The organism is Nitrosomonas ureae (assembly GCF_900206265.1).
Classification (GTDB): Bacteria; Pseudomonadota; Gammaproteobacteria; order Burkholderiales; family Nitrosomonadaceae; genus Nitrosomonas; species Nitrosomonas ureae_C.
On the sequence record NZ_LT907782.1, the window covers coordinates 2,977,344 to 2,997,254 of the forward strand.

At 43.5% G+C, this 19,911-nt stretch carries 17 protein-coding genes; 8 read left to right on the forward strand and 9 right to left on the reverse strand.

The genetic code is table 11. The features are described from left to right. Window positions 1–8: 8 nt before the first annotated feature. Together CPG39_RS13795 and CPG39_RS13800 are read right to left on the reverse strand one after the other, a co-directional pair. Window positions 9–884 (reverse strand): alpha/beta hydrolase, encoded by an 876-nt coding sequence (locus CPG39_RS13795; RefSeq protein ID WP_096294123.1) that lies wholly within the window; start codon window positions 882–884, stop codon window positions 9–11. Between the two features lie 21 nt (window positions 885–905). Further along, a complete protein-coding gene (locus CPG39_RS13800; protein WP_231990319.1) occupies window positions 906–1,358 on the reverse strand; it encodes a FecR domain-containing protein in 453 nt (150 codons plus the stop codon). Between the two features lie 238 nt (window positions 1,359–1,596). Here CPG39_RS13800 and CPG39_RS13805 point away from each other — a divergent pair, with 238 nt between their 5' ends. Next, window positions 1,597–2,595: a hypothetical protein gene (locus CPG39_RS13805; RefSeq protein WP_096294125.1), complete on the forward strand. Its 999-nt coding sequence runs from the start codon at window positions 1,597–1,599 to the stop codon at window positions 2,593–2,595. A 216-nt stretch (window positions 2,596–2,811) separates the two neighbouring features. On the opposite strand, the gene CPG39_RS13810 is transcribed toward CPG39_RS13805, so the two are convergent. From CPG39_RS13810 to gyrA, 7 genes are all read right to left on the reverse strand, one after another. Continuing rightward, complete coding sequence (locus CPG39_RS13810; RefSeq protein ID WP_096294126.1) at window positions 2,812–3,609, reverse strand: response regulator; 798 nt, start codon at window positions 3,607–3,609, stop codon at window positions 2,812–2,814. A 528-nt stretch (window positions 3,610–4,137) separates the two neighbouring features. Next, a complete protein-coding gene (locus CPG39_RS13815; protein WP_096294127.1) occupies window positions 4,138–5,022 on the reverse strand; it encodes a prephenate dehydrogenase in 885 nt (294 codons plus the stop codon). A gap of 25 nt (window positions 5,023–5,047) precedes the next feature. After that, window positions 5,048–6,166, reverse strand: coding sequence for a histidinol-phosphate transaminase (gene hisC, locus CPG39_RS13820; RefSeq protein WP_013647091.1), 1,119 nt, complete (start codon window positions 6,164–6,166; stop codon window positions 5,048–5,050). Window positions 6,167–6,243: 77 nt separating this feature from the next. After that, entirely contained in the window at window positions 6,244–7,314 is a 1,071-nt protein-coding gene (gene pheA, locus CPG39_RS13825) for a prephenate dehydratase (RefSeq protein ID WP_096294128.1), read from the reverse strand. Between the two features lie 40 nt (window positions 7,315–7,354). Further along, window positions 7,355–8,551 (reverse strand): 3-phosphoglycerate dehydrogenase family protein, encoded by a 1,197-nt coding sequence (locus tag CPG39_RS13830; protein WP_013647093.1) that lies wholly within the window; start codon window positions 8,549–8,551, stop codon window positions 7,355–7,357. Then, window positions 8,544–9,635 carry a 3-phosphoserine/phosphohydroxythreonine transaminase gene (gene serC / locus CPG39_RS13835; protein WP_096294129.1) on the reverse strand — a complete coding sequence of 364 codons (1,092 nt, stop codon included), beginning with the start codon at window positions 9,633–9,635 and terminating at the stop codon, window positions 8,544–8,546. The genes CPG39_RS13830 and serC overlap by 8 nt, the downstream gene beginning before the upstream one ends. Window positions 9,636–9,667: 32 nt before the next feature. After that, window positions 9,668–12,226 carry a DNA gyrase subunit A gene (gene gyrA / locus CPG39_RS13840; protein ID WP_096294130.1) on the reverse strand — a complete coding sequence of 853 codons (2,559 nt, stop codon included), beginning with the start codon at window positions 12,224–12,226 and terminating at the stop codon, window positions 9,668–9,670. A 307-nt stretch (window positions 12,227–12,533) separates the two neighbouring features. On the opposite strand from gyrA, the gene CPG39_RS13845 reads away from it, so the two are divergent. The 7 genes from CPG39_RS13845 (at window position 12,534) to fusA (ending at window position 19,894) form a co-directional block, all read left to right on the forward strand. After that, complete coding sequence (locus tag CPG39_RS13845) at window positions 12,534–13,694, forward strand: aspartate aminotransferase family protein (protein WP_096294131.1); 1,161 nt, start codon at window positions 12,534–12,536, stop codon at window positions 13,692–13,694. Window positions 13,695–13,738: 44 nt separating this feature from the next. Further along, the gene (gene argF, locus CPG39_RS13850; RefSeq protein ID WP_096294132.1) at window positions 13,739–14,665 is read left to right on the forward strand and encodes an ornithine carbamoyltransferase; all 927 of its coding nucleotides are present in this window, start codon (window positions 13,739–13,741) and stop codon (window positions 14,663–14,665) included. A 76-nt stretch (window positions 14,666–14,741) separates the two neighbouring features. Then, on the forward strand, window positions 14,742–15,956 hold the full coding sequence (locus CPG39_RS13855; RefSeq protein ID WP_096294133.1) for an argininosuccinate synthase: 1,215 nt from the start codon (window positions 14,742–14,744) through the stop codon (window positions 15,954–15,956). 84 nt (window positions 15,957–16,040) lie between these two features. Further along, window positions 16,041–16,526, forward strand: coding sequence for a YajQ family cyclic di-GMP-binding protein (locus CPG39_RS13860; protein ID WP_096294134.1), 486 nt, complete (start codon window positions 16,041–16,043; stop codon window positions 16,524–16,526). Window positions 16,527–16,799: 273 nt separating this feature from the next. Beyond that, window positions 16,800–17,177 (forward strand): 30S ribosomal protein S12, encoded by a 378-nt coding sequence (gene rpsL, locus CPG39_RS13865; protein ID WP_013647100.1) that lies wholly within the window; start codon window positions 16,800–16,802, stop codon window positions 17,175–17,177. 99 nt (window positions 17,178–17,276) lie between these two features. Then, window positions 17,277–17,747 carry a 30S ribosomal protein S7 gene (rpsG, locus tag CPG39_RS13870; protein WP_013647101.1) on the forward strand — a complete coding sequence of 157 codons (471 nt, stop codon included), beginning with the start codon at window positions 17,277–17,279 and terminating at the stop codon, window positions 17,745–17,747. 56 nt (window positions 17,748–17,803) lie between these two features. After that, window positions 17,804–19,894, forward strand: a complete 2,091-nt coding sequence (gene fusA, locus CPG39_RS13875) for an elongation factor G (RefSeq protein WP_096294135.1) — start codon at window positions 17,804–17,806, stop codon at window positions 19,892–19,894. The last annotated feature ends 17 nt before the right edge of the window (window positions 19,895–19,911 follow it).

Consider the following 19,911-nt stretch of genomic DNA (forward strand, 5'->3'; position numbering starts at 1 on the left):
GCTGGGAGTTATTGCTCGTGATCATGCTTTCTTAGATATTTTGATAGAAAAGCGGTAACATGTTGTTCATATTCTCTTCCGGCATAGGTATGCATATTAAAATGTTTTGCGCCAGGCACAATCCATAGGTCTTTTGGCATTCGGGCAGCCTCAAAGAGTCTTTCGGTTTCCGATTGAGTGGTATGCATATCATCGGTTCCAGAAATAAACAATAGGGGTGAATGAAGATTATTAATTCGGAAAATTGGGCTTAACTCATCCATAGAAATATCCAGATGAAAAGATAATTGCCATAGCATCAGGGGTAATAATAGCGATCCATAGTCTCCAAAATACAACTTCAGACGATTCTCGACAGCTTCTTCAATCGTGGGGTGAAGCGACTCGAGAATAACAGCATTCAATCTCAATTCTTGCTTAGCCAATACTATAGCCGCGGCGCCCAAAGAAGTACCAAGTGCACCTATTCGTTCGAATGGAAATGTTTCTTGTAGAAAAGTGATTGCCGCTTCTACATTTCTGGATTCATGCAAACCAAAGGTGATACGATCCCCGGCAGTTTCTCCATGGGCTTGCATGTCAATGAGCAAAACGCTAAAGCCTTGATCCTTCAAGAACCGTGCCCGGCTTAGCATTTCGACTCGATTGCTGCGCATTGAATGTACCAGTAATACCACGCCATTCCCCGGTTTTCCATAAATCATCCAACCATGCACGGTGGGCCCGTCCGCAGCAGGAATCTGCACTGATTCAACTGGAAAATCTGTAGTCAATATTCCTACAGCAGTCGGTGCCGATGCAGTCAAAACTGTACCGATAGTAAATATGCCAAGTATGATTGTGATAATAAAGGCCAGAATCTGAAAAAATAGTTTGTGTAGCATTATATTGGGTTCTTAATCGCATTATTGTTGCGAGCGCCAAGGTGCGATATCGCGTTCAGCTATCAACCGATGCTTGCTGATACCGGTATCATCAAAATCAGCCTGTTCAAACGCACTGATCTGATAAACCCCGGAAGCTACGTGTACCTTAATATAACCATCGGCAACTGCAATATGGCGGCCGCCACCTTTATGCAATTGGATACTGAAACGGGTGCCGAAATCTTTAATAATAGTATTGCCAATTTTCACTTCAAGCTGATTGACGGCATTCTTCCGAATATCAAAATAAACATTTCCCTTGAGCAACTCCACCTGCAGCGGTTGACCTTCTTTGACTGCTATAGAGCTCTGTGTATCCAGTTCCATATCGATACCATGGGCTATTGCAGCGGTAAGCTGTTCTTCTGAATTTGTTTCAAAAAATCGGACATTATCAGGTTTACCAAAATACCAAGTCATCAGGCCCAGCATGACACAAATTCCCATGATGGAGCAATGAAGTAAAAAACGCCGCCAACTGAAGACAAAGGTATATGGTTGTATAATAGGTGGTTCAGGTTTCTGCATTTTTACTTAACAAGCGATTAATAAAAGCAGGAATTATATACTGTTGATAATTATTTTTTAGCCTGGGGTTTAAACAAAGCTATCTACTTTTAGTTCTGTCAATTAAGCTGATAAATGTAGAGATTAAAATTGGGGAGAAAAAATGCTTAATTCTTCAATACTGGATATTGCCATGGGCATGGTGTTTCTTTTCGTGTTGATCAGTTTGCTGTGTTCCACGATCAATGAAATGGTTGCGCAATTTCTGTGCATGCGAGCGAAGAATCTTGAAGCAGGGTTGGCTAACCTGCTGCAATCCGGCGCAGGAAACAAACTGGTAAGTGATCTTTATAATCATCCGCTAATCAACGGGCTTTCAAAAGCGGGGCATAAACCCTCTTATATTCCGTCCAAGAACTTTACCTTGGCGTTGATGGATATTATGTCAGGCAGCATGGGCAAGATTCCGGCTGACAATAAATCCTTAATCGAGGCGATCGAGAAACAGGGGCAATTTGCGCGGACTGAAGCAGGGAAATCTATCATTCTTCTGCTGCATGAAGCAGGAGACAATGCGGAGAAAGCACGCCGAAATCTTGAAGGCTGGTACAACGATGCAATGGATAGGGTGGGCGGCTGGTATAAACAGAAAACACAAATTATCATTTTTGTAACCGCATTTATCATATGTGCAGTACTCAATATTGATGCAATCAAGATTTCCCAAACACTTTGGACCGATATCGCGCTCAGGCAAGCGCTGGTTGAAGCTGCCTCATCATCGGATATTGCCCGTTTGATGCGACAAGAATCCACTGAACAAGAGCCGGCAGTCGTAGATGATGTTGTCGTGCATCCCAGTGAACAAACGGCAATTAAAGCTGCAACGGAAGATATGGTGCAATCCGCTAAGAATACCGGAGCGCTAATCGAGCAAATCAAAGCATTGCATCTGCCGATCGGTTGGAAGGAAAAGATAGATGGAGAAGATGTTTGGGTTTACAGGGAACTCGATTTAATGGGATGGATCGTTAAAATCATGGGTATCCTGATTACCACTTTTGCTGCTTCTTTAGGTGCTCCCTTCTGGTTCCAGTTATTGAATAAAGTGGTTGATCTTCGTGCTGCGGGTAAGCAACCTGCTAAATCCGGAAGATCATAAATGAGGTATGGGGTGCTAAACGAGTACAGGATAAATTTTTACAAATAGATTTCGTGAAATTACGCAATTCCGTGAAATTACGCAAGTTGATAAAAAATAAACATATAGTGATATGGTGCGATACTGAGTGTGGAGCGAGATTGATTGATTTTAAAATCGATTAAAGTTGAGTGGGGTAATGCAGTTATACGTTAAGTAATTAATTTATAGTTGTTTTTAACTTGCCAGTATTCGTGAGATATTTTGCTTGAGTGTATTCGGGTAAAAGGGTTTTATGATAAAACCTGCAGCTCCTGCGCTCATAGCTAGTTTGAGCAATTCTCGGCTAGCTAATGTTGTTGTCATTACGACCTTTGTTGTATCATTTTTACTGCGTATAATTTTTAAGGCTTCTATTCCATTCATCGTTGGCAGATCGAAATCCAGACATGCAATATCGGGTTTGTGTTCTGCTACCAGTTCGGTGGCTTGCATGCCATCATAGGCTTCCCCGACTACTTCGATTCCCATTTGTGTCAAAATTGTTATCAACAATCGTCGCACTGTGCGGCTATCATCGGCAACAACGGCTTTTGTGTGACAGGTATTATCCTCGGGGAAACTATACTTTCTAGACAGGATCATTAACTGTTTTTTTGCGTGAGTTATTTCTTGCAGTACATCAAAGATTTTTTTCTGAGAAAATGGCTTATTGATAAATCCATCAATCCCCAACATGGTCGCAACATGTTGCAATGTGGTGTCATCGCTTCCCGTAATCATTACCACAGGGAGGTTAGGATATGCAGTGCGGATTTCGCCCAAAAGAAGCATACCATCTTTGTTGGGTAATAAATGATCAAGGCAGATGATATCCGGATCCAGCATTGCAATTGTTGCAAGAATGTTCTCACCATTACTCAATTCTCCTGCAACTACATACTCATCGCTGTTCAACATTGCTCGTAATGTGGTGCGAATACATACACAATCGTCCACGATGAGGACCCGAATTCTTTTGGATAATTGAGTCATAACAGTAATTCTGTAATATATTTCTTATTTATGGACTTTTTATGTAATTACTTGGAGGTGAATGGGGTAACGTGCGTGAGGATAGGTATTCTAAGTTTCTATAATGAGATTAATTGCTGAGGTATCATTTAAATTTATAAAAAATATAGCCATTTATCATTATTATTTTATTAAACAAGAATAAATATTACAGTATAAGAAAAAGGAAATTTAGGAAAGAGAAGTCATAGTTTGTAAGAATATTTCTATATTTTTAAGGTGTCAATGTTGAAGTGAGAAAGGCTCCTGCACCATTTTCCAGTCAGTCAAATAAACGACTAGAACAGAGACTACTTGAACGAATTTTCTACATTTCTATGGATTATGCTGGGGCGATATTTGAATAAACAACGCTGTGATGGTTTTATAACGAGTTGGTCTACGACAGGCTGGAGTAAGAAGAATTAAGCAATTGTATATTTTATATTTTTAGTTGCTGATTGTTGGGCATTCCTGACACATTGTGTGGCAGTCAAGGTGCATCTAACATTAGATGCTATTTTTCAGCCATTCATCGCGCAGGCTTCGTGCTCGAGAAAAATTTTCTTCCAGTGCCTCTGCATCATTAGTGCTTAATATTACTTGCAGTACCTTCAATTCATCCCGATATCTATCAATTTGCTTGAGCAAAGCCGCGCGATTTGCCAGGCAGATATCGCGCCACATTTCTGGGGAACTGCTGGCGATGCGGGTGAAGTCACGAAAGCCGCTGCCGGCGAAACGCAGCATATTTTCGGGTTGATTGGTGTTACTAAGGTGATTCATCAATGTGAAGGCGAGAATATGTGGTAAGTGACTGGTGGCGGCGAGGATTTGGTCGTGTTCATTTGCAGGCATCAACGATACTTGTGCGCCGCAGACCTGCCATAACTGATACACCCGTTCGATAGCGTCGGCACTGGTTTCCGGTAACGGGGTTAAAATCACATGTTTATTAAGATATAAATCAGGTTGCGCGGCTTGTACACCGCTGTGTTCTGCGCCGGCGATCGGGTGGCCGGGGACAAAATGATGACGACTTTGCATCGAAAGAGAGTGATGTGCAGCAGCGATTACATCTTGCTTGGTGCTGCCAGCGTCGGTGACGATGGTGTTGGCCTGCAGATGTGGGGCGATTTTTTCCATGATGTGCTGGGTTTGGCCTACCGGCATCGCAAGGAATACCAAGTCAGCATGATGTAGGGCAGAAGCGATATCGCTTGCAATTTCATCAATTACCCCAAGCTCAATGGCATATTGCATGTTTTTCTGGCTGCGGCCAATGCCGACGATATGCTTGACCAGACCGGCGTTGCGCAGTGCCTGTGCAAATGAACCGCCGATCAGGCCTACCCCTATAATAACCAGTTTGTTGAGTGCTGCGATATGTGTCATTGATGGCACTTGATTGAGTTTTTAATTAATTCAATTCACTTAACGCCAGTTCCAGTGCTTCCAGAAATCGTTTGTTTTGCGCTTCCAATCCAACCGTAACCCGAAGATGATTAGGCATTTCATAGATACCGAGCGGGCGTACAATGATGCCTTGGTGCAATAGATTCTGATAAACTTTCATGGTGTTGGATGGATCGCCTTTGATGCCGAAACTGATGAAATTGCCATATGAAGGAATATATTCAATGCTCATCCTGCGGAAACCATCGGTGAGTTGCAGCATACCCGCACGGTTCAGCGCGTATGAACGTTGCACGAATTCGGCATCGTGCAATGCAGCCAGAGCACCTACCAGGCCAATGCTGCTGACATTGAAAGGTTGGCGTACGCGATTCATCAAATTAGCCACATGCGGATGTGTCAGGCCGAATCCAACACGTACACCGGCTAAGCCGTATGCTTTGGAGAAAGTCCGCGTGAGCAGCAAGTTGGAGAACTGCTTTAGCCAGCTAATACTATCCGGTTTGTTCGCCTCGGGTAAGTATTCGTAATAGGCTTCATCTATAACGACTAATACATCACGGGATACACGTTCCATAAATCGGAATAGCTCTTCTTCGCTGGATAGGGTGCCAGTAGGGTTATTGGGACTGGCAATAAATACGATGCGTGTTTCCGGCGTGATGGCATCCAGCATCGCCGGTAAGTCATGACCATAATCGCGAGCCGGAACCGATATGCCATTGGCGCCGATCATCTTTACCACTAATGGATAAACGGCAAAAGCATGTTGCGAATATACAGCAGTGGCACCCGGTTTTAGAAATACGCGAGCAGCCAGATCTAATACATCATTCGAACCATTACCCAGGATAATTTGTTCCGGATCAAGTTGATAGCGCTTGGAGAGCGCAGCTTTCAATTCGTAGCCGCTGCCGTCTGGATAAAGTGCGATATCGTGCAATGTATTTATTATTGCATCTAATGCGAGTGGGCTGGTGCCGAGCGGATTCTCGTTGGAGGCGAGTTTGATTATATGTGCTTCATCCAAGCCCATTTCCCGTGCAAGTTCGGAAATGGGTTTGCCGGGTTGATAGGGTTGGATCGAGCGGATATATTCCGGAGCAAAGTCACAAAGATTCATAAGATTAAATGTGTTATGGGTAAAATATCGAAAGTTGAATAATTCAATAATATGATTATTCGGTGATAGTGAGCCAGTTATGTTACTGGATACGATCCGAGGATTTTCAGAAAAGCTGCTTTGTTACGTAATTCTACCAATGCAGCAGCCACTTTTTGATCTTGTTGGTGTCCTTCAATATCCACAAAGAAAACATATTGCCATAGCCCTGCGCGCGATGGACGCGACTCCAAACGGCTCATGCTGACACCATATCGCGCCAGCGGCTCAAGCAATTTATAAATTGCTCCGGAATGGTTGTTGGTCGACATGATCAAAGAAGTTTTATCTTTTCCCGAGGCATCTACTAGCTGTTTACCGATAACGAGAAAACGCGTGGTATTTTTTGGATCATCTTCGATGTTTCCGGCACAGATGGAAAGCCCGAATAATTCGGCAGCTCGCTTGCTCGCTATGGCCGCTGCATGTGCATCCGCTGCTGCCTGCCGGGCTGCTTCTGCATTACTGACGGTAGTGACAAAAGCAATATCGGAAATTTGCGGCAAATTGACTTTTAGCCATTGATGACATTGCGCGAAAGATTGCGGGTGAGTATATATTTTTTTGATGTGTGATAATCCGGTTTGTTGTGCCATTAAAAATTGATGGATAGCCAGTTGAATTTCACCGCAAATGATCAGTGAGGTTTGCAGCAATAAATCCATGGTTCTGCCCACTGCGCCCTCAGTAGAATTTTCCACTGGCACCACGCCGTAATTAGCTGAATCTGATTCCACAGCACGAAATACTTCATCGATAGAATCACATGCCAGGGTTGAAATGGCGTTACCAAAACGTTTTAACGCCGCATCTTCCGAAAAAGTACCGCTAGGTCCGAGATAAGCTACACTCATTGGTTTTTCCAAGGCGCGGCATACCGACATAATTTCGATAAATAGCTGTTTGATGTGTTTGCTACTGATGGGGCCGGGATTCTGTTCTTGCATCCGTGTCAGTATTTGCGCTTCACGTTCAGGACGATAAATAATGCCGCTCTTTTTAATCTTGCCGATTTGCTGTGCCAGGTCGGCGCGTTTGCTTATCAGCAGGAGCAGTTCATCGTCAATGATGTCAATCTGATTGCGTAATTGTTTGAGTTCTTCTGACATGAGCAGTAAAAATTTTGGCTTAACGATAAGACATCGAATTTTATTGAGTTAGCGGTAGATAACGTGCCATGAGTACACCCGCAATGGCGGCAATTTCATCCAATGCATGTTGCGGTACCGGACTGTCGACATCGACCAGCGTACAAGCTATTTCTCCTCGTGACTTGTTGATCATATTATGAATATTCAATCCGGCTTTGGCCATGCCAGTGGAGATTTGACCTACGATATTGGGCACGTTGGCATTGGCTACCGCTACACGATAAGGTGATTCCCGTTCCATCCTGATATCGGGAAAATTGACCGTATGAGTGATATTGCCGTTTTGCAGATAATCGATGAGCTGATCCACTACCATAACCGCGCAATTTTCTTCTGATTCCTGTGTTGATGCGCCGATATGCGGAAAAGTGATGACCGATTTCTGATGCTGCAATTTCTGACTGGGAAAGTCACTGACATAAGTTTTGATTTTGTTCATAGCGATACCGGCCAGAACAGCTTCTTCATCGACGATCGCGCTGCGCGAAAAATTTAAAAGAATCACATTCTGCTTCATCAGCTTGATGTTTTTAGCATCAATCAGATGACGGGTGGAATCCAGTAATGGAACATGTACGCTGACAAACTCGCTGTGGCGCAGGAGATCTTCCATACTGTTAGCTTTTTTAACTTCTGCCGATAAATTCCATGCCGAATCCACGGTGATTTGAGGATCATAACCGATAACTTTCATGCCTAGTTTAAGTGCGGAATTGGCAACCAGTCGACCAATCTCACCCAGGCCGATGATGCCGAGCGTGCGGCCGGGTAATTCAATGCCAGAAAAAAGTTTTTTTCCATCTTCGGCTTGTTTGTTCAGAATCACATCATCACCTTGCAGATTGTCAACAAACTGCAAAGCAGGCACCAGATTACGTGCGGTTACGAACAGGCTGGCTAGAACCAATTCTTTAACCGCATTGGCATTTGCCCCCGGTGTGTTGAATACGGGAATGCCACGGTTATTCATATCGGGCACCGGAATGTTGTTGGTACCCGCACCAGCACGGCCAATTGCCTTAACGCTGATGGGAATGTTCTGGTTTAACATGCTATGTGAACGCACCAGAATTGCATCCGGTTCAGTGATATCTTTGCCAACTTGATAGCTTTCTGTTGGAAAGCGGCACAGACCATGATGAGAAATCTGGTTAAGTGTGAGAATCTTGAAAATTTTATGCTGATGTTCAGGCATGTTGACTGGCGAATTCATTCATGAACGCAACTAATTTTGTTACACCTTCAACCGGCATGGCATTGTATATCGATGCACGCATACCGCCTACGGAGCGGTGGCCTTTTAACTGAATCAAACCATTGTTGTCGGCTTGCTTGAGAAATTCTTCATTAAGTGCAGGATTTCGCAATGTGAAGGGAACATTCATGCGTGAGCGATCTGATTTTGCTACCGGGCAATGATAGAAATCATTGTGATCCAGCAAGTCATACAGTAAATTGGCTTTGGTAATATTGATTTTTTCCATCATCATCAATCCGCCTTTATTTTTCAGCCATGCAAATACCAATCCGGTGATATACATGGCGTAGGTAGGTGGAGTGTTGTACATCGAATCATTTTGTGCATGAATTTGATAATCATATAATGTCGGAGTGCCTGTTAGTGGCTGACCCAATAAATCTTCGCGGACTACGACCAGCGTGAGCCCTGCAGGCCCAAGGTTTTTCTGAGCGCCCGCATAGATCAATCCAAAACGCGTGATATCCAGCGGTCGTGACAAAATATCGGATGACATGTCGGCTACCAATGGAATATCGTTGTGCGAATCAATTTCGGGTATCCAATGAAACTCGACGCCACCAATCGTTTCATTGCTGGTGTAGTGAATATAGGCTGCTTCAGGATCCAGATGCCATTTATCCTGTGTGGGTATGCAAGTAAAATTAGTTTTTGCCGAGGAAGCAGCTACATTGATCGTGCAGTAACGGTTAGCCTCCTCGATGGCCTTGGTTGACCACTGGCCGGTATTGATATAGTTCGCTTTTGTTTTGCCACGCAACAGATTCATCGGCACCATGGAGAATTGGCTGGAAGCCCCGCCTTGTAGAAATAACACTTTGTAGTTTTCGGGGATGCCAATCAGTTCACGAAAATCGTTTTCGGTTTTTTCGGCGATAGACATGAATTCCTTGCCTCGATGGCTCATTTCCATTACGGACATTCCGCTACCCTGCCAATCCAGCATCTCATCGCGCGCTTGCTGCAGTACTTCTTTGGGAAGAACCGCGGGGCCTGCGCTAAAGTTATAGATTTGATTCATTGCGCTATGTGCGATTAATTTTAGGTTAGTTATTAACAGTCACCATCATCGTCTTCGCTTTCCACCACGCGTTCCAGGCCGGCCAGTTTCTCACCCGCATCCAAGTTGATTAAAGTAACGCCTTGCGTGGCCCGACTCATTTCGCGTACTTCGTTAACACGGGTACGGATTAATACGCCGCCGGAAGTGATCAGCATGATTTCGTCATCCGGTTTTACCAGTTTTGCCGTGACAACCTTGCCGTTACGTGCGCTGGTAATAATTGCAATCATACCTTGCGTGCCGCGGTTATGGCGTGTGTATTCGCTGATCGGGGTACGTTTTCCGTAACCATTCTCAGTGGCTGTTAATACTGCGAGATCTTCATTTTCAGCGACTAGCATTGATATGACCTTATGTCCTGGACCCAATTTCATGCCACGCACTCCACGAGCGGTACGTCCCATCGGACGCACGTCATTTTCGCTGAAGCGCATGGCCTTGCCGTTGTCTGAGAACAGCATCACATCATGTTTGCCTTCAGTTAATTCAACGCCAATGAGAAAGTCGCCTTCATCCAGTCCGATTGCAATAATGCCATTATTGCGCGGGCGGGAGAATTCCGATAAGGGTGTTTTTTTGACTGTGCCGAAAGATGTTGCCATAAAGACAAAGCGGTTTTCATCAAAGGTTTTGACCGGTAGAATCGCATTGATCTTTTCGCCTTCTTCCAATTGCACCCAGTTGATAATCGGCTTTCCACGGGACTGCCGGCCACCTTGCGGTACTTCATAAACTTTGATCCAATACACACGCCCCAAGCTTGAAAAGCACAGGATGTAATCATGCGTGTTGGCAATGAACAATTTGTCAATAAAGTCATCTTCCTTGGTACTGGTTGCCAGCTTGCCACGTCCGCCACGTTTTTGTGCGCGGTAATCATCCAGCAATTGGGACTTGATATAGCCGGTATGCGACAGTGTAACAACGACATCTGCCGGTGTGATCAAATCTTCCATGCTTAAATCTTGCGTGTCGACAACGATCTCGCTGCGGCGTTTGTCACCGAATTGTTGTTTGATTGCATCCAGCTCTTCGGTAATGATTTGAGTGATGCGCTCTGGGTTTGCCAGAATATCGAGATAGTCAATAATCTTTTCAATGACATCTTTATACTCATGAACAATCTTTTCCTGTTCCAGACCAGTGAGGCGTTGCAAACGTAATTCCAGAATGGCTTGTGCCTGGGCATCAGATAAATGATAGCCTTGCGCTTTTAGTCCGAACATGTCATCCAGACCTTCCGGACGTAGTGCATTAGCGTCCGCCATTGCGCGCGTTAGCATTTCTTCAACCAATTGGGAATGCCAGGCTTTTGCCATTAGCGCTTCTTTGGCATCAGCCGGGGTCGGTGCAGCCTTGATCAAGGCGATGATTTCATCAACATTCGACAGTGCGACTGCCAGACCTTCAAGTAAATGGCCGCGTTCCCGAGCTTTTTTCAGCTCGAATACTGTGCGGCGCGTGACCACTTCGCGACGATGACGTAGAAAAGCATCTAGAATCTGCTTTAAATTTAACAATCGTGGCTGACCGTCGAGCAAGGCGACCATGTTCATACCAAACGTATCTTGCATTTGTGTTTCTTTATACAAGTTGTTCAGAATGACCTCGGGCATTTCCCCACGTTTCAGTTCAATAACGACGCGCATGCCGGATTTGTCGGATTCGTCACGTAAATCGGAGATGCCTTCGATTTTTTTATCGCGAACCAACTCTCCGATACGGATAAGTAAGTTTGCTTTGTTAACTTGATAGGGTAATTCGTCAATGATGATAGATTGACGGTTGCCTTTCTCCAGATCTTCGAAGTGCGTGCGTGCTCGCATAACAACACGGCCGCGGCCCGTACGGTAGCCGTCTCGTACGCCATTTACACCATAAATAATGCCGGCAGTGGGAAAATCTGGCGCCGGTATTAGATCAATAAGCTCATCGATGCTGATATTCGAATTCTTGAGCAGAGCTAGGCAGGCTTCTACTACTTCGCTGAGGTTGTGTGGCGGAATATTGGTTGCCATACCCACGGCGATACCAGATGAGCCGTTGATCAGCAGATTGGGGATTTTCGCCGGCAGAATTAGAGGCTCTTTCTCGGAGTCATCATAGTTGGGACCGAAATCCACTGTTTCCTTGTCAAGATCAACTAGCAGTTCATGGGCGATGCGTGACATGCGAATCTCGGTATAACGCATGGCCGCCGCGTTATCACCATCTACTGAACCGAAGTTGCCTTGCCCATCAATGAGCATATAGCGCAGCGAGAAATCCTGTGCCATGCGTACAATAGTGTCATAAACGGCGGTATCACCGTGAGGATGGTATTTACCAATGACATCACCGACAATACGTGCAGACTTTTTGTATGGTCTGTTCCAGTCGTTGGAGAGTTCATGCATGGCAAATAATACGCGCCGGTGAACCGGTTTCAAGCCGTCACGAACATCAGGCAAGGCACGACCTACAATCACACTCATCGCGTAATCAAGGTAGGAACGCCGCATTTCTTCTTCAAGACTGATGGGCAGGGTTTCCTTGGCGAATTGATTCATATCTTATGATTTTTGTGAGAACAGCGGGTTATGATGCAGAGGTGTATCTTCTTAAGGTTTAATATAAGAAAATGTATAAACTTTGACATTCTAACATGCTGTCATAATTTCTTAGTTCTTTGCAGTGTAAAATTGCAAAAATAAGCCAATCATTGGAGAAAAAAGCTTGAAAAAGGAAATTAAATAAGTAAACATAATAGTTTTTCCAAGTTTTTCTTACTTTATATGTTGGATTAAGTTAGGACACATAATTGAATCTTCCAGCTAAAATTAAACTGAATGTGAGTGTGGTGCTGTGTCTAATTTGATGAATACTTATTCGCGGTTACCCGTCACCTTTGTAAAAGGCGACGGAGTGTGGTTGTGGGATGATCGTGGCGAGCGGTATTTGGATGCGTTGGCCGGTGTTGCTGTGTGTGGATTGGGGCATTGTCATCCAAGATTGACTAAAGCTATTTGTGAACAAGCCGGAACGTTAATCCATACCTCTAATCTTTATGGTATTCAGAAGCAGGGGCGATTGGCTGATCGTCTGGTCGAACTATCAGGAATGGATAATGTATTCTTTTGCAATTCTGGAGCAGAAGCGAATGAGGCGGCAATAAAGCTAGCTCGCTTGCATGGGCATAATAAAGGAATTTCCTTGCCCACCATTGTAGTAATGGAGCGTTCATTTCATGGACGTACCATGGCAACCTTGACAGCTAGCGGAAATCGTAAGGTGCAAGCAGGATTTGAACCTCTGTTGTCGGGATTTGTGCGTGTTCCCTATAACAGCATGGAGGCGATCACGCAAGTTGCTGCTAACAATAAGGATGTTGTGGCAGTGCTGGTGGAGCCTTTTCAGGGTGAGGGTGGGGTTAATATTCCAGAAGTGTATTATTTACGGAAATTGCGCGATTTATGCGATCAGAATGGATGGCTTTTGATGCTGGATGAAATACAGTCTGGGATCGGACGTAGTGGTAAGTGGTTCGCGTTTCAGCATAGCCATATCATGCCGGATGTAATAACGCTGGCTAAGGGTTTGGCGGGAGGGGTTCCGATCGGTGCTTGTCTGGCTAGAGGTGTGGCTGCGGAAGTTTTCAAACCGGGCAATCACGCTTCTACCTTTGGAGGGAATCCGCTGGCTTGCGCTGCTGGAATTGAAACCCTCAATGTAATTGCGGATGAAAATCTTCTTGATCATGTTACCGAATTAGGTAATTTTATACGTGAAAAACTGAAAAATCAGCTGGCTGACGTTGCCGGAGTCGTGCAGATCAGAGGCCAGGGTTTGATCATAGGTGTTGAGCTTTCAGTGCCTTGTGTTGAGTTGGTCCAGAAAGCCTTGGAAAAAAAATTATTGATTAATGTAACATCTGATAAAGTGGTGCGATTGCTGCCTGCATTTGTGATGCAGCAAAACGAAGCTGAACAAGTGGTTGATATTACTTGCTCATTAATAAGGGAGTTTTTTAATAACTAATCAGCTTGCATCTATGTAATAACTGACTGGTTATTTATTTTATTATGCAATTTAAGCATTTTCTGCAATTTAACGATTTCTGCCGCGATGAATATGAATATTTGTTTGAACGTGCGCGCTGGATAAAAAAGGAATTCAAACAATACCGGCAATATTGGCCATTGAATGATCGAACATTGGCAATGATTTTTGACAAAAATTCGACGCGTACACGGTTATCATTTGAAGCGGGTATGCATCAGTTGGGTGGCGCGGCCATTTACCTGTCAACACGGGATACACAGCTAGGGCGTGGGGAACCTGTAGAAGATGCTGCACGAGTGATTTCGCGCATGGTTGATCTGATTATGATTCGAACTTATCAACATGACACGATTAAGCGCTTTGCTGAGAATTCGAGAGTTCCAGTAATCAATGGGTTAACTGATGAATATCATCCATGCCAAATCATGAGCGATATTTTTACTTATATCGAATGCAGAGGCAGCATAGAAGAAAAAACCGTAGCGTGGATCGGTGATTCCAACAATATGTGCAATACATGGTTGCAAGCGGCTGAAATTTTTAATTTTCAAGTGCATGTCTCGACACCGCCAGGATATGATATTGATCCTGAGCGGATAGGATTAAATGGTACTGCGCATTATGAAATCTATACAAATCCTCGTGAAGCTGTAATGAGTGCGGATCTTGTTACAACAGATGTATGGACAAGTATGGGATTCGAGGAAGAAGTTGAGCAAAGAAAAAATGATTTTGCTGCATTTTGTGTCAATAAGGAAATGATGTCTTTGGCTAAATCAGATGCGTTATTTATGCACTGTTTGCCAGCACATCGTGGAGAAGAAGTGAGTGCCGAAGTTTTGGATGGGCCTCAATCGGTAGTATGGGATGAGGCTGAAAACCGGCTTCATACGCAAAAGGCGCTCATGGAATATTTGCTACTGGGTAAAATAAGCATTGGAATATAAAAAGGGAATTTTAGATTTTTAATGAGTATATTTATTTGCTTGAATTCGCTATATAAAAACGTGGTATGAAAGAATAATGAGAAAGATAAATAAAGCAGTTTTGGCGTTCTCGGGAGGATTGGACACATCAGTTATCTTGAAATGGTTGCAAGATACCTATCAATGTGAGGTGGTGACATTTACTGCTGATATTGGGCAAGGCGAAGAAGTTGAGCCGGCGCGCGCTAAAGCAAAGCAGCTTGGGGTCAAGGAAATTTACATTGATGATTTGCGTGAAGAGTTCGTGCGTGATTTTGTTTTTCCTATGTTTCGGGCCAATACGATCTACGAAGGAGAGTATTTGCTGGGTACAAGTATTGCGCGCCCATTAATTGCAAAGCGGCAAATTGAAATTGCCAAAGAAACTGGTGCCGATGCGGTTTCCCATGGTGCTACGGGGAAAGGGAATGATCAGGTGCGTTTTGAACTGGGATATTATGCATTACAGCCGGATATCCAGGTAATTGCACCTTGGCGCGAATGGAATTTAACTTCCAGAGAAAAATTGCTGCAATATGCCGAGCAACATAATATTCCGGTTGAGATGAAAAAAAAGACTGGTTCACCTTATAGTATGGATGCGAATTTACTACATATTTCCTATGAAGGGAGAGTGCTCGAGGATCCTGCGGTTGAGCCGGAAGAGTCAATGTGGCGGTGGAGTGTGTCACCTGAAAAAGCACCGGATGTACCTGAGTATTTAGATGTGGAGTTTAGGTGCGGAGATGTTGTCGCATTAAATGGTGTTGAATTATCGCCAGCCGGGGTATTAGAAAAGCTTAATAGGCTGGGTGGTAAGCATGGGATTGGCAGATTAGATTTAGTGGAAAATCGGTACGTTGGTATGAAATCGCGAGGGTGCTATGAGACCCCTGGAGGATCCATTTTACTGCGTGCACATCGTGCAATGGAATCAATTACTTTGGATCGAGAGGTTGCTCATTTAAAAGATGATTTAATGCCGCGTTACGCTGAACTAATTTACAATGGTTATTGGTGGAGCCCGGAGCGCAGAATGCTGCAAGTCATGATAGATGAGAGTCAGGAAAGAGTAAACGGATGGGTGAGATTGAAGTTGTATAAAGGAAATATCACTGTAGTTGGTAGAGATTCTCCTGCTGATTCATTATTTGATTCAAATATTGCAACATTTGAAGATGATGCCGGAGTTTACAATCAGGGAGATGCGGCAGGATTCATTAAACTTAACGCCTTGAGGTTGCGTATTGCAGCCAAACGTCGGTCGGTTTAATTTAATTGAAAGATCAGGCTGGGACATGAATGCGCGACAGTATATGTAAGAATCAAGATTATTTACTCATTTGATCGTAATAAAATGCCAACATTTGATATAGTTTCGGAAGTTGATAAGCAGGAAGTCAAAAATGTAGCTGATCAAGTTAATAAGGAAGTAAATGCTCGTTTTGACTTTAAAGGCTCGGATGCGAGAGTGGAGCAAGCTGATTATCAATTAACGATATTCGCGGATGATGAATTTAAATTGGAGCAAGTTTTAGATATCCTTAGAACTAAATTGACAAAACGGGGTATAGATGTACGATGTCTGGATAAGGGGCGGATTGATAAAATAAGCGGGAACAAAGTAAAGCAATTAGTAACGGTTAAAACCGGGGTGGAAACAGAACTGGCTAAAAAAATAATAAAAGATATTAAAGATAGTAAGCTCAAAGTGCAAGCCAGTATCCAAGGGGAGGTGGTGCGCGTGACCGGTGCAAAGAAAGATGTATTGCAGGAAGTGATAAAATTAATAAAAAAAACTATTGATAATTTTCCATTGCAGTTTCATAACTTTAGAGATTAATAGAGACCGTTGATTCTTTATATCATATAAAAAATGAATGGTAAGGCATAGTAAGATGCTGGTAAAATGATGCCATCTGCAAACGATGTTTATCTTGACACAAAAATATAAACCCAATAGAATCCGCTCTCTTTTTTGATGCATCTTCCCTTTTGTGAAAATGAAGATGACAAGTAATAGTAATTAGTTTTTACGTTATTAGTAAAAATAAAATTCAGCAATAGGTTCGTTGTGGACGGCTTAAAAGCCGTCGCAGTTTTTTAGGACATAGAAATGCCGACAATAAGTCAGTTAGTTCGAAAGCCGCGTATAGCTAAGCGGGTTAAAAGTACCGTCCCTGCATTGGAGAATAGTCCGCAAAAGCGAGGGGTGTGTACGAGGGTATATACAACAACGCCAAAGAAACCAAATTCTGCGTTGCGCAAAGTAGCGAGAGTGAGATTGACTAATGGATTTGAAGTTTCAAGTTATATTGGCGGTGAAGGACATAACCTTCAAGAGCACTCGGTTGTGCTGATTCGTGGAGGGCGTGTTAAAGATTTGCCGGGCGTTCGGTATCACACAGTAAGGGGAAGCTTGGACACGGCAGGCGTTAAAGATCGTAAGCAGGGAAGGTCAAAATATGGTTCTAAGAAGCCCAAAACTGCCTAGTATTTTTGATGTATGTGACACAAGCTTATTAAATAATAATGAGTATTTTTAAATAGTAAAAAGCAAGCGGAAAAGTAATAAATCTGATGAGGTTGTATAATGCCAAGACGTAGAGAAGTTCCAAAGCGGGAAATTTTGCCGGATCCAAAATATCACAATGTAGAGTTAGCAAAATTTGTTAATGTTCTTATGACGCGAGGTAAAAAGTCTGTGGCAGAAAGAATTATTTATGGCGCGCTAGAGCATATCGGGAAAAAAACTGGAAATGATCCGCTTGAGGTTTTCACGCAAGCACTGACCAATGTGCGGCCGATTGTAGAGGTGAAAAGTCGTCGAGTAGGTGGTGCTAACTATCAGGTTCCTGTTGAAGTGCGCTCTGTCAGGCGTAATGCGCTGGCCATGAGGTGGCTTAGAGATGCTGCAAGAAAAAGAAGTGAGAAGTCAATGGATGCGAGATTGGCAAATGAATTGACTGAAGCGGCTGAAGGTCGGGGGGGCGCAGTTAAGAAACGTGAAGAAGTGCATAGAATGGCAGAATCTAATAAAGCATTTTCGCATTTTAGATTCTGATTGTATAAATTGAAAGAGTCTTCATTCGTTAATTGAATATCGTAAGGCGTTAAATTGTGGCAAGAAAAACTCCTATAGAGCGTTATAGAAATATCGGTATCATGGCACATATTGATGCTGGCAAGACAACAACTACCGAGCGTGTATTATTTTATACCGGCGTATCACATAAATTGGGCGAGGTTCATGATGGTGCAGCAACAATGGATTGGATGGAGCAGGAGCAGGAAAGAGGCATTACGATAACATCGGCTGCTACAACATGTTTCTGGAATGGTATGGGTGGTAATTATCCTGAGCATAGAATTAATATCATTGATACGCCAGGGCACGTCGATTTTACTATCGAAGTGGAACGCTCACTTCGAGTGTTGGATGGGGCTTGTACCGTTTTTTGTGCTGTTGGAGGGGTTCAGCCGCAGACTGAAACAGTCTGGAGGCAAGCAAATAAATATCAAGTTCCGCGACTTGCATTTGTGAATAAAATGGATCGCTCGGGAGCAAATTTTATGCGTGTTTATGAGCAGATTAAAACGCGACTTAAAGCGGTTCCGGTGCCAATCCAGCTACCAATTGGGGCCGAAGATAAATTTGAAGGCGTAGTCGATTTGGTTAAAATGAAAGCTATTTACTGGGATGATGAAAGCAGAGGGATGAAGTTTGAAGAGCGTGATATTCCTGAAGCTTTGCAAGTAGATGCGAAAGCGTGGCGTGAAAAAATGCTGGAGTCAGCAGCTGAAGCTAATGAAGACTTGATGAACAAGTATCTAGAGGATGGGGATCTGGATATTGCAGAAATAAAGATTGGTTTGCGAGCGCGTACAATTAACAATGAAATAGTGCCAATGATGTGTGGTACCGCCTTTAAAAATAAAGGGGTGCAGGCAATGTTGGATGCAGTCATAGATTATATGCCTTCACCGACAGATATCTTGGCGGTGCAAGGTGAAAAGGAAAGTGGTGAGCCTGATAAGAGGAGGGCTGATGATAACGAGCCCTTTTCGGCGCTGGCGTTTAAGATTGCAACTGATCCGTACGTAGGGCAGCTCATTTTTTTTAGGGTGTACTCGGGCGTTGTGGTTTCGGGCGATACAGTCTATAACCCGATAAAAGGAAAAAAAGAAAGAATTGGTAGAATACTACAAATGCATGCAAATCAGCGCGAAGAGATTAAAGAGGTGCGGGCAGGAGATATTGCTGCAGCAGTAGGTTTGAAAGATGTGGTTACTGGGGATACATTATGTGATTCTCAGAATGTAATAACTCTAGAAAGAATGGATTTCCCAGAACCTGTAATTCATGTTGCAGTTGAGCCAAAAACAAAAATGGATCAGGAAAAAATGGGGATAGCGCTTAATAGGTTGGCCCAAGAAGATCCATCATTTAGAGTTAGAACAGATGAGGAATCTGGGCAAACAATCATTTCTGGGATGGGGGAACTTCATCTTGAGATCATTGTTGATCGCATGAAACGTGAGTTTGGCGTAGAAGCGAATGTAGGAGCTCCACAAGTGGCTTATCGTGAAGCGATAAGAAAATTAGTCGAGATTGAGGGGAAGTTTGTAAAGCAGTCGGGAGGGCGTGGGCAATATGGTCATGTTTGGTTAAGAATGGAGCCAAATGAGACCGGAAAGGGTTTTGAATTTGTGGATGAAATCAAAGGCGGTGCCGTTCCGCGAGAATATATACCGGCAGTTGAAAAAGGATTGTTGGAAACGCTGCCAAGCGGTGTATTGGCGGGGTATCCTGTTGTAGATGTAAGGGTTACTCTTTTCGATGGTTCGTATCATGATGTGGATTCAAATGAAAATGCCTTTAAAATGGCGGCATCAATAGCATTTAAGGATGGTATGCGCAAAGCTAATCCAGTTTTGTTAGAACCCATGATGGCTGTGGAAGTAGAAACACCGGAAGATTTTATGGGAAATGTCGTGGGAGATTTGTCATCAAGGCGCGGTATGATACAAGGAATGGAAGATATTCCTGGTTTTAAAGTTATTCGAGCTGAAGTGCCTCTTGCAGAAATGTTTGGTTATTCAACAGCTTTAAGATCTGCAACGCAAGGAAGAGCCACTTATTCAATGGAGTTTAAGCATTATTCAGAAGCGCCAAAGAATGTGGCGGAAGCCATAATAAATAAGAAGTAATGAAATTGAATAGAGTG

Bases quoted from the DNA above. Each gene is read 5' to 3' on its own strand.
- CPG39_RS13830 (WP_013647093.1), bottom strand. From the start codon at position 8,551: ATGCCTGAACATCAGCATAAAATTTTCAAGATTCTCACACTTAACCAG.
- CPG39_RS13845 (WP_096294131.1), top strand. From the start codon at position 12,534: ATGAATACTTATTCGCGGTTACCCGTCACCTTTGTAAAAGGCGACGGA.
- rpsL (WP_013647100.1), top strand. From the start codon at position 16,800: ATGCCGACAATAAGTCAGTTAGTTCGAAAGCCGCGTATAGCTAAGCGG.
- hisC (WP_013647091.1), bottom strand. From the start codon at position 6,166: ATGAATCTTTGTGACTTTGCTCCGGAATATATCCGCTCGATCCAACCC.
- CPG39_RS13810 (WP_096294126.1), bottom strand. From the start codon at position 3,609: ATGACTCAATTATCCAAAAGAATTCGGGTCCTCATCGTGGACGATTGT.
- CPG39_RS13860 (WP_096294134.1), top strand. From the start codon at position 16,041: ATGCCAACATTTGATATAGTTTCGGAAGTTGATAAGCAGGAAGTCAAA.
- CPG39_RS13795 (WP_096294123.1), bottom strand. From the start codon at position 884: ATGCTACACAAACTATTTTTTCAGATTCTGGCCTTTATTATCACAATC.
- pheA (WP_096294128.1), bottom strand. From the start codon at position 7,314: ATGTCAGAAGAACTCAAACAATTACGCAATCAGATTGACATCATTGAC.
- rpsG (WP_013647101.1), top strand. From the start codon at position 17,277: ATGCCAAGACGTAGAGAAGTTCCAAAGCGGGAAATTTTGCCGGATCCA.
- argF (WP_096294132.1), top strand. From the start codon at position 13,739: ATGCAATTTAAGCATTTTCTGCAATTTAACGATTTCTGCCGCGATGAA.
- CPG39_RS13855 (WP_096294133.1), top strand. From the start codon at position 14,742: ATGAGAAAGATAAATAAAGCAGTTTTGGCGTTCTCGGGAGGATTGGAC.
- serC (WP_096294129.1), bottom strand. From the start codon at position 9,635: ATGAATCAAATCTATAACTTTAGCGCAGGCCCCGCGGTTCTTCCCAAA.
- CPG39_RS13800 (WP_231990319.1), bottom strand. From the start codon at position 1,358: ATGCTGGGCCTGATGACTTGGTATTTTGGTAAACCTGATAATGTCCGA.
- CPG39_RS13815 (WP_096294127.1), bottom strand. From the start codon at position 5,022: ATGACACATATCGCAGCACTCAACAAACTGGTTATTATAGGGGTAGGC.
- CPG39_RS13805 (WP_096294125.1), top strand. From the start codon at position 1,597: ATGCTTAATTCTTCAATACTGGATATTGCCATGGGCATGGTGTTTCTT.
- gyrA (WP_096294130.1), bottom strand. From the start codon at position 12,226: ATGAATCAATTCGCCAAGGAAACCCTGCCCATCAGTCTTGAAGAAGAA.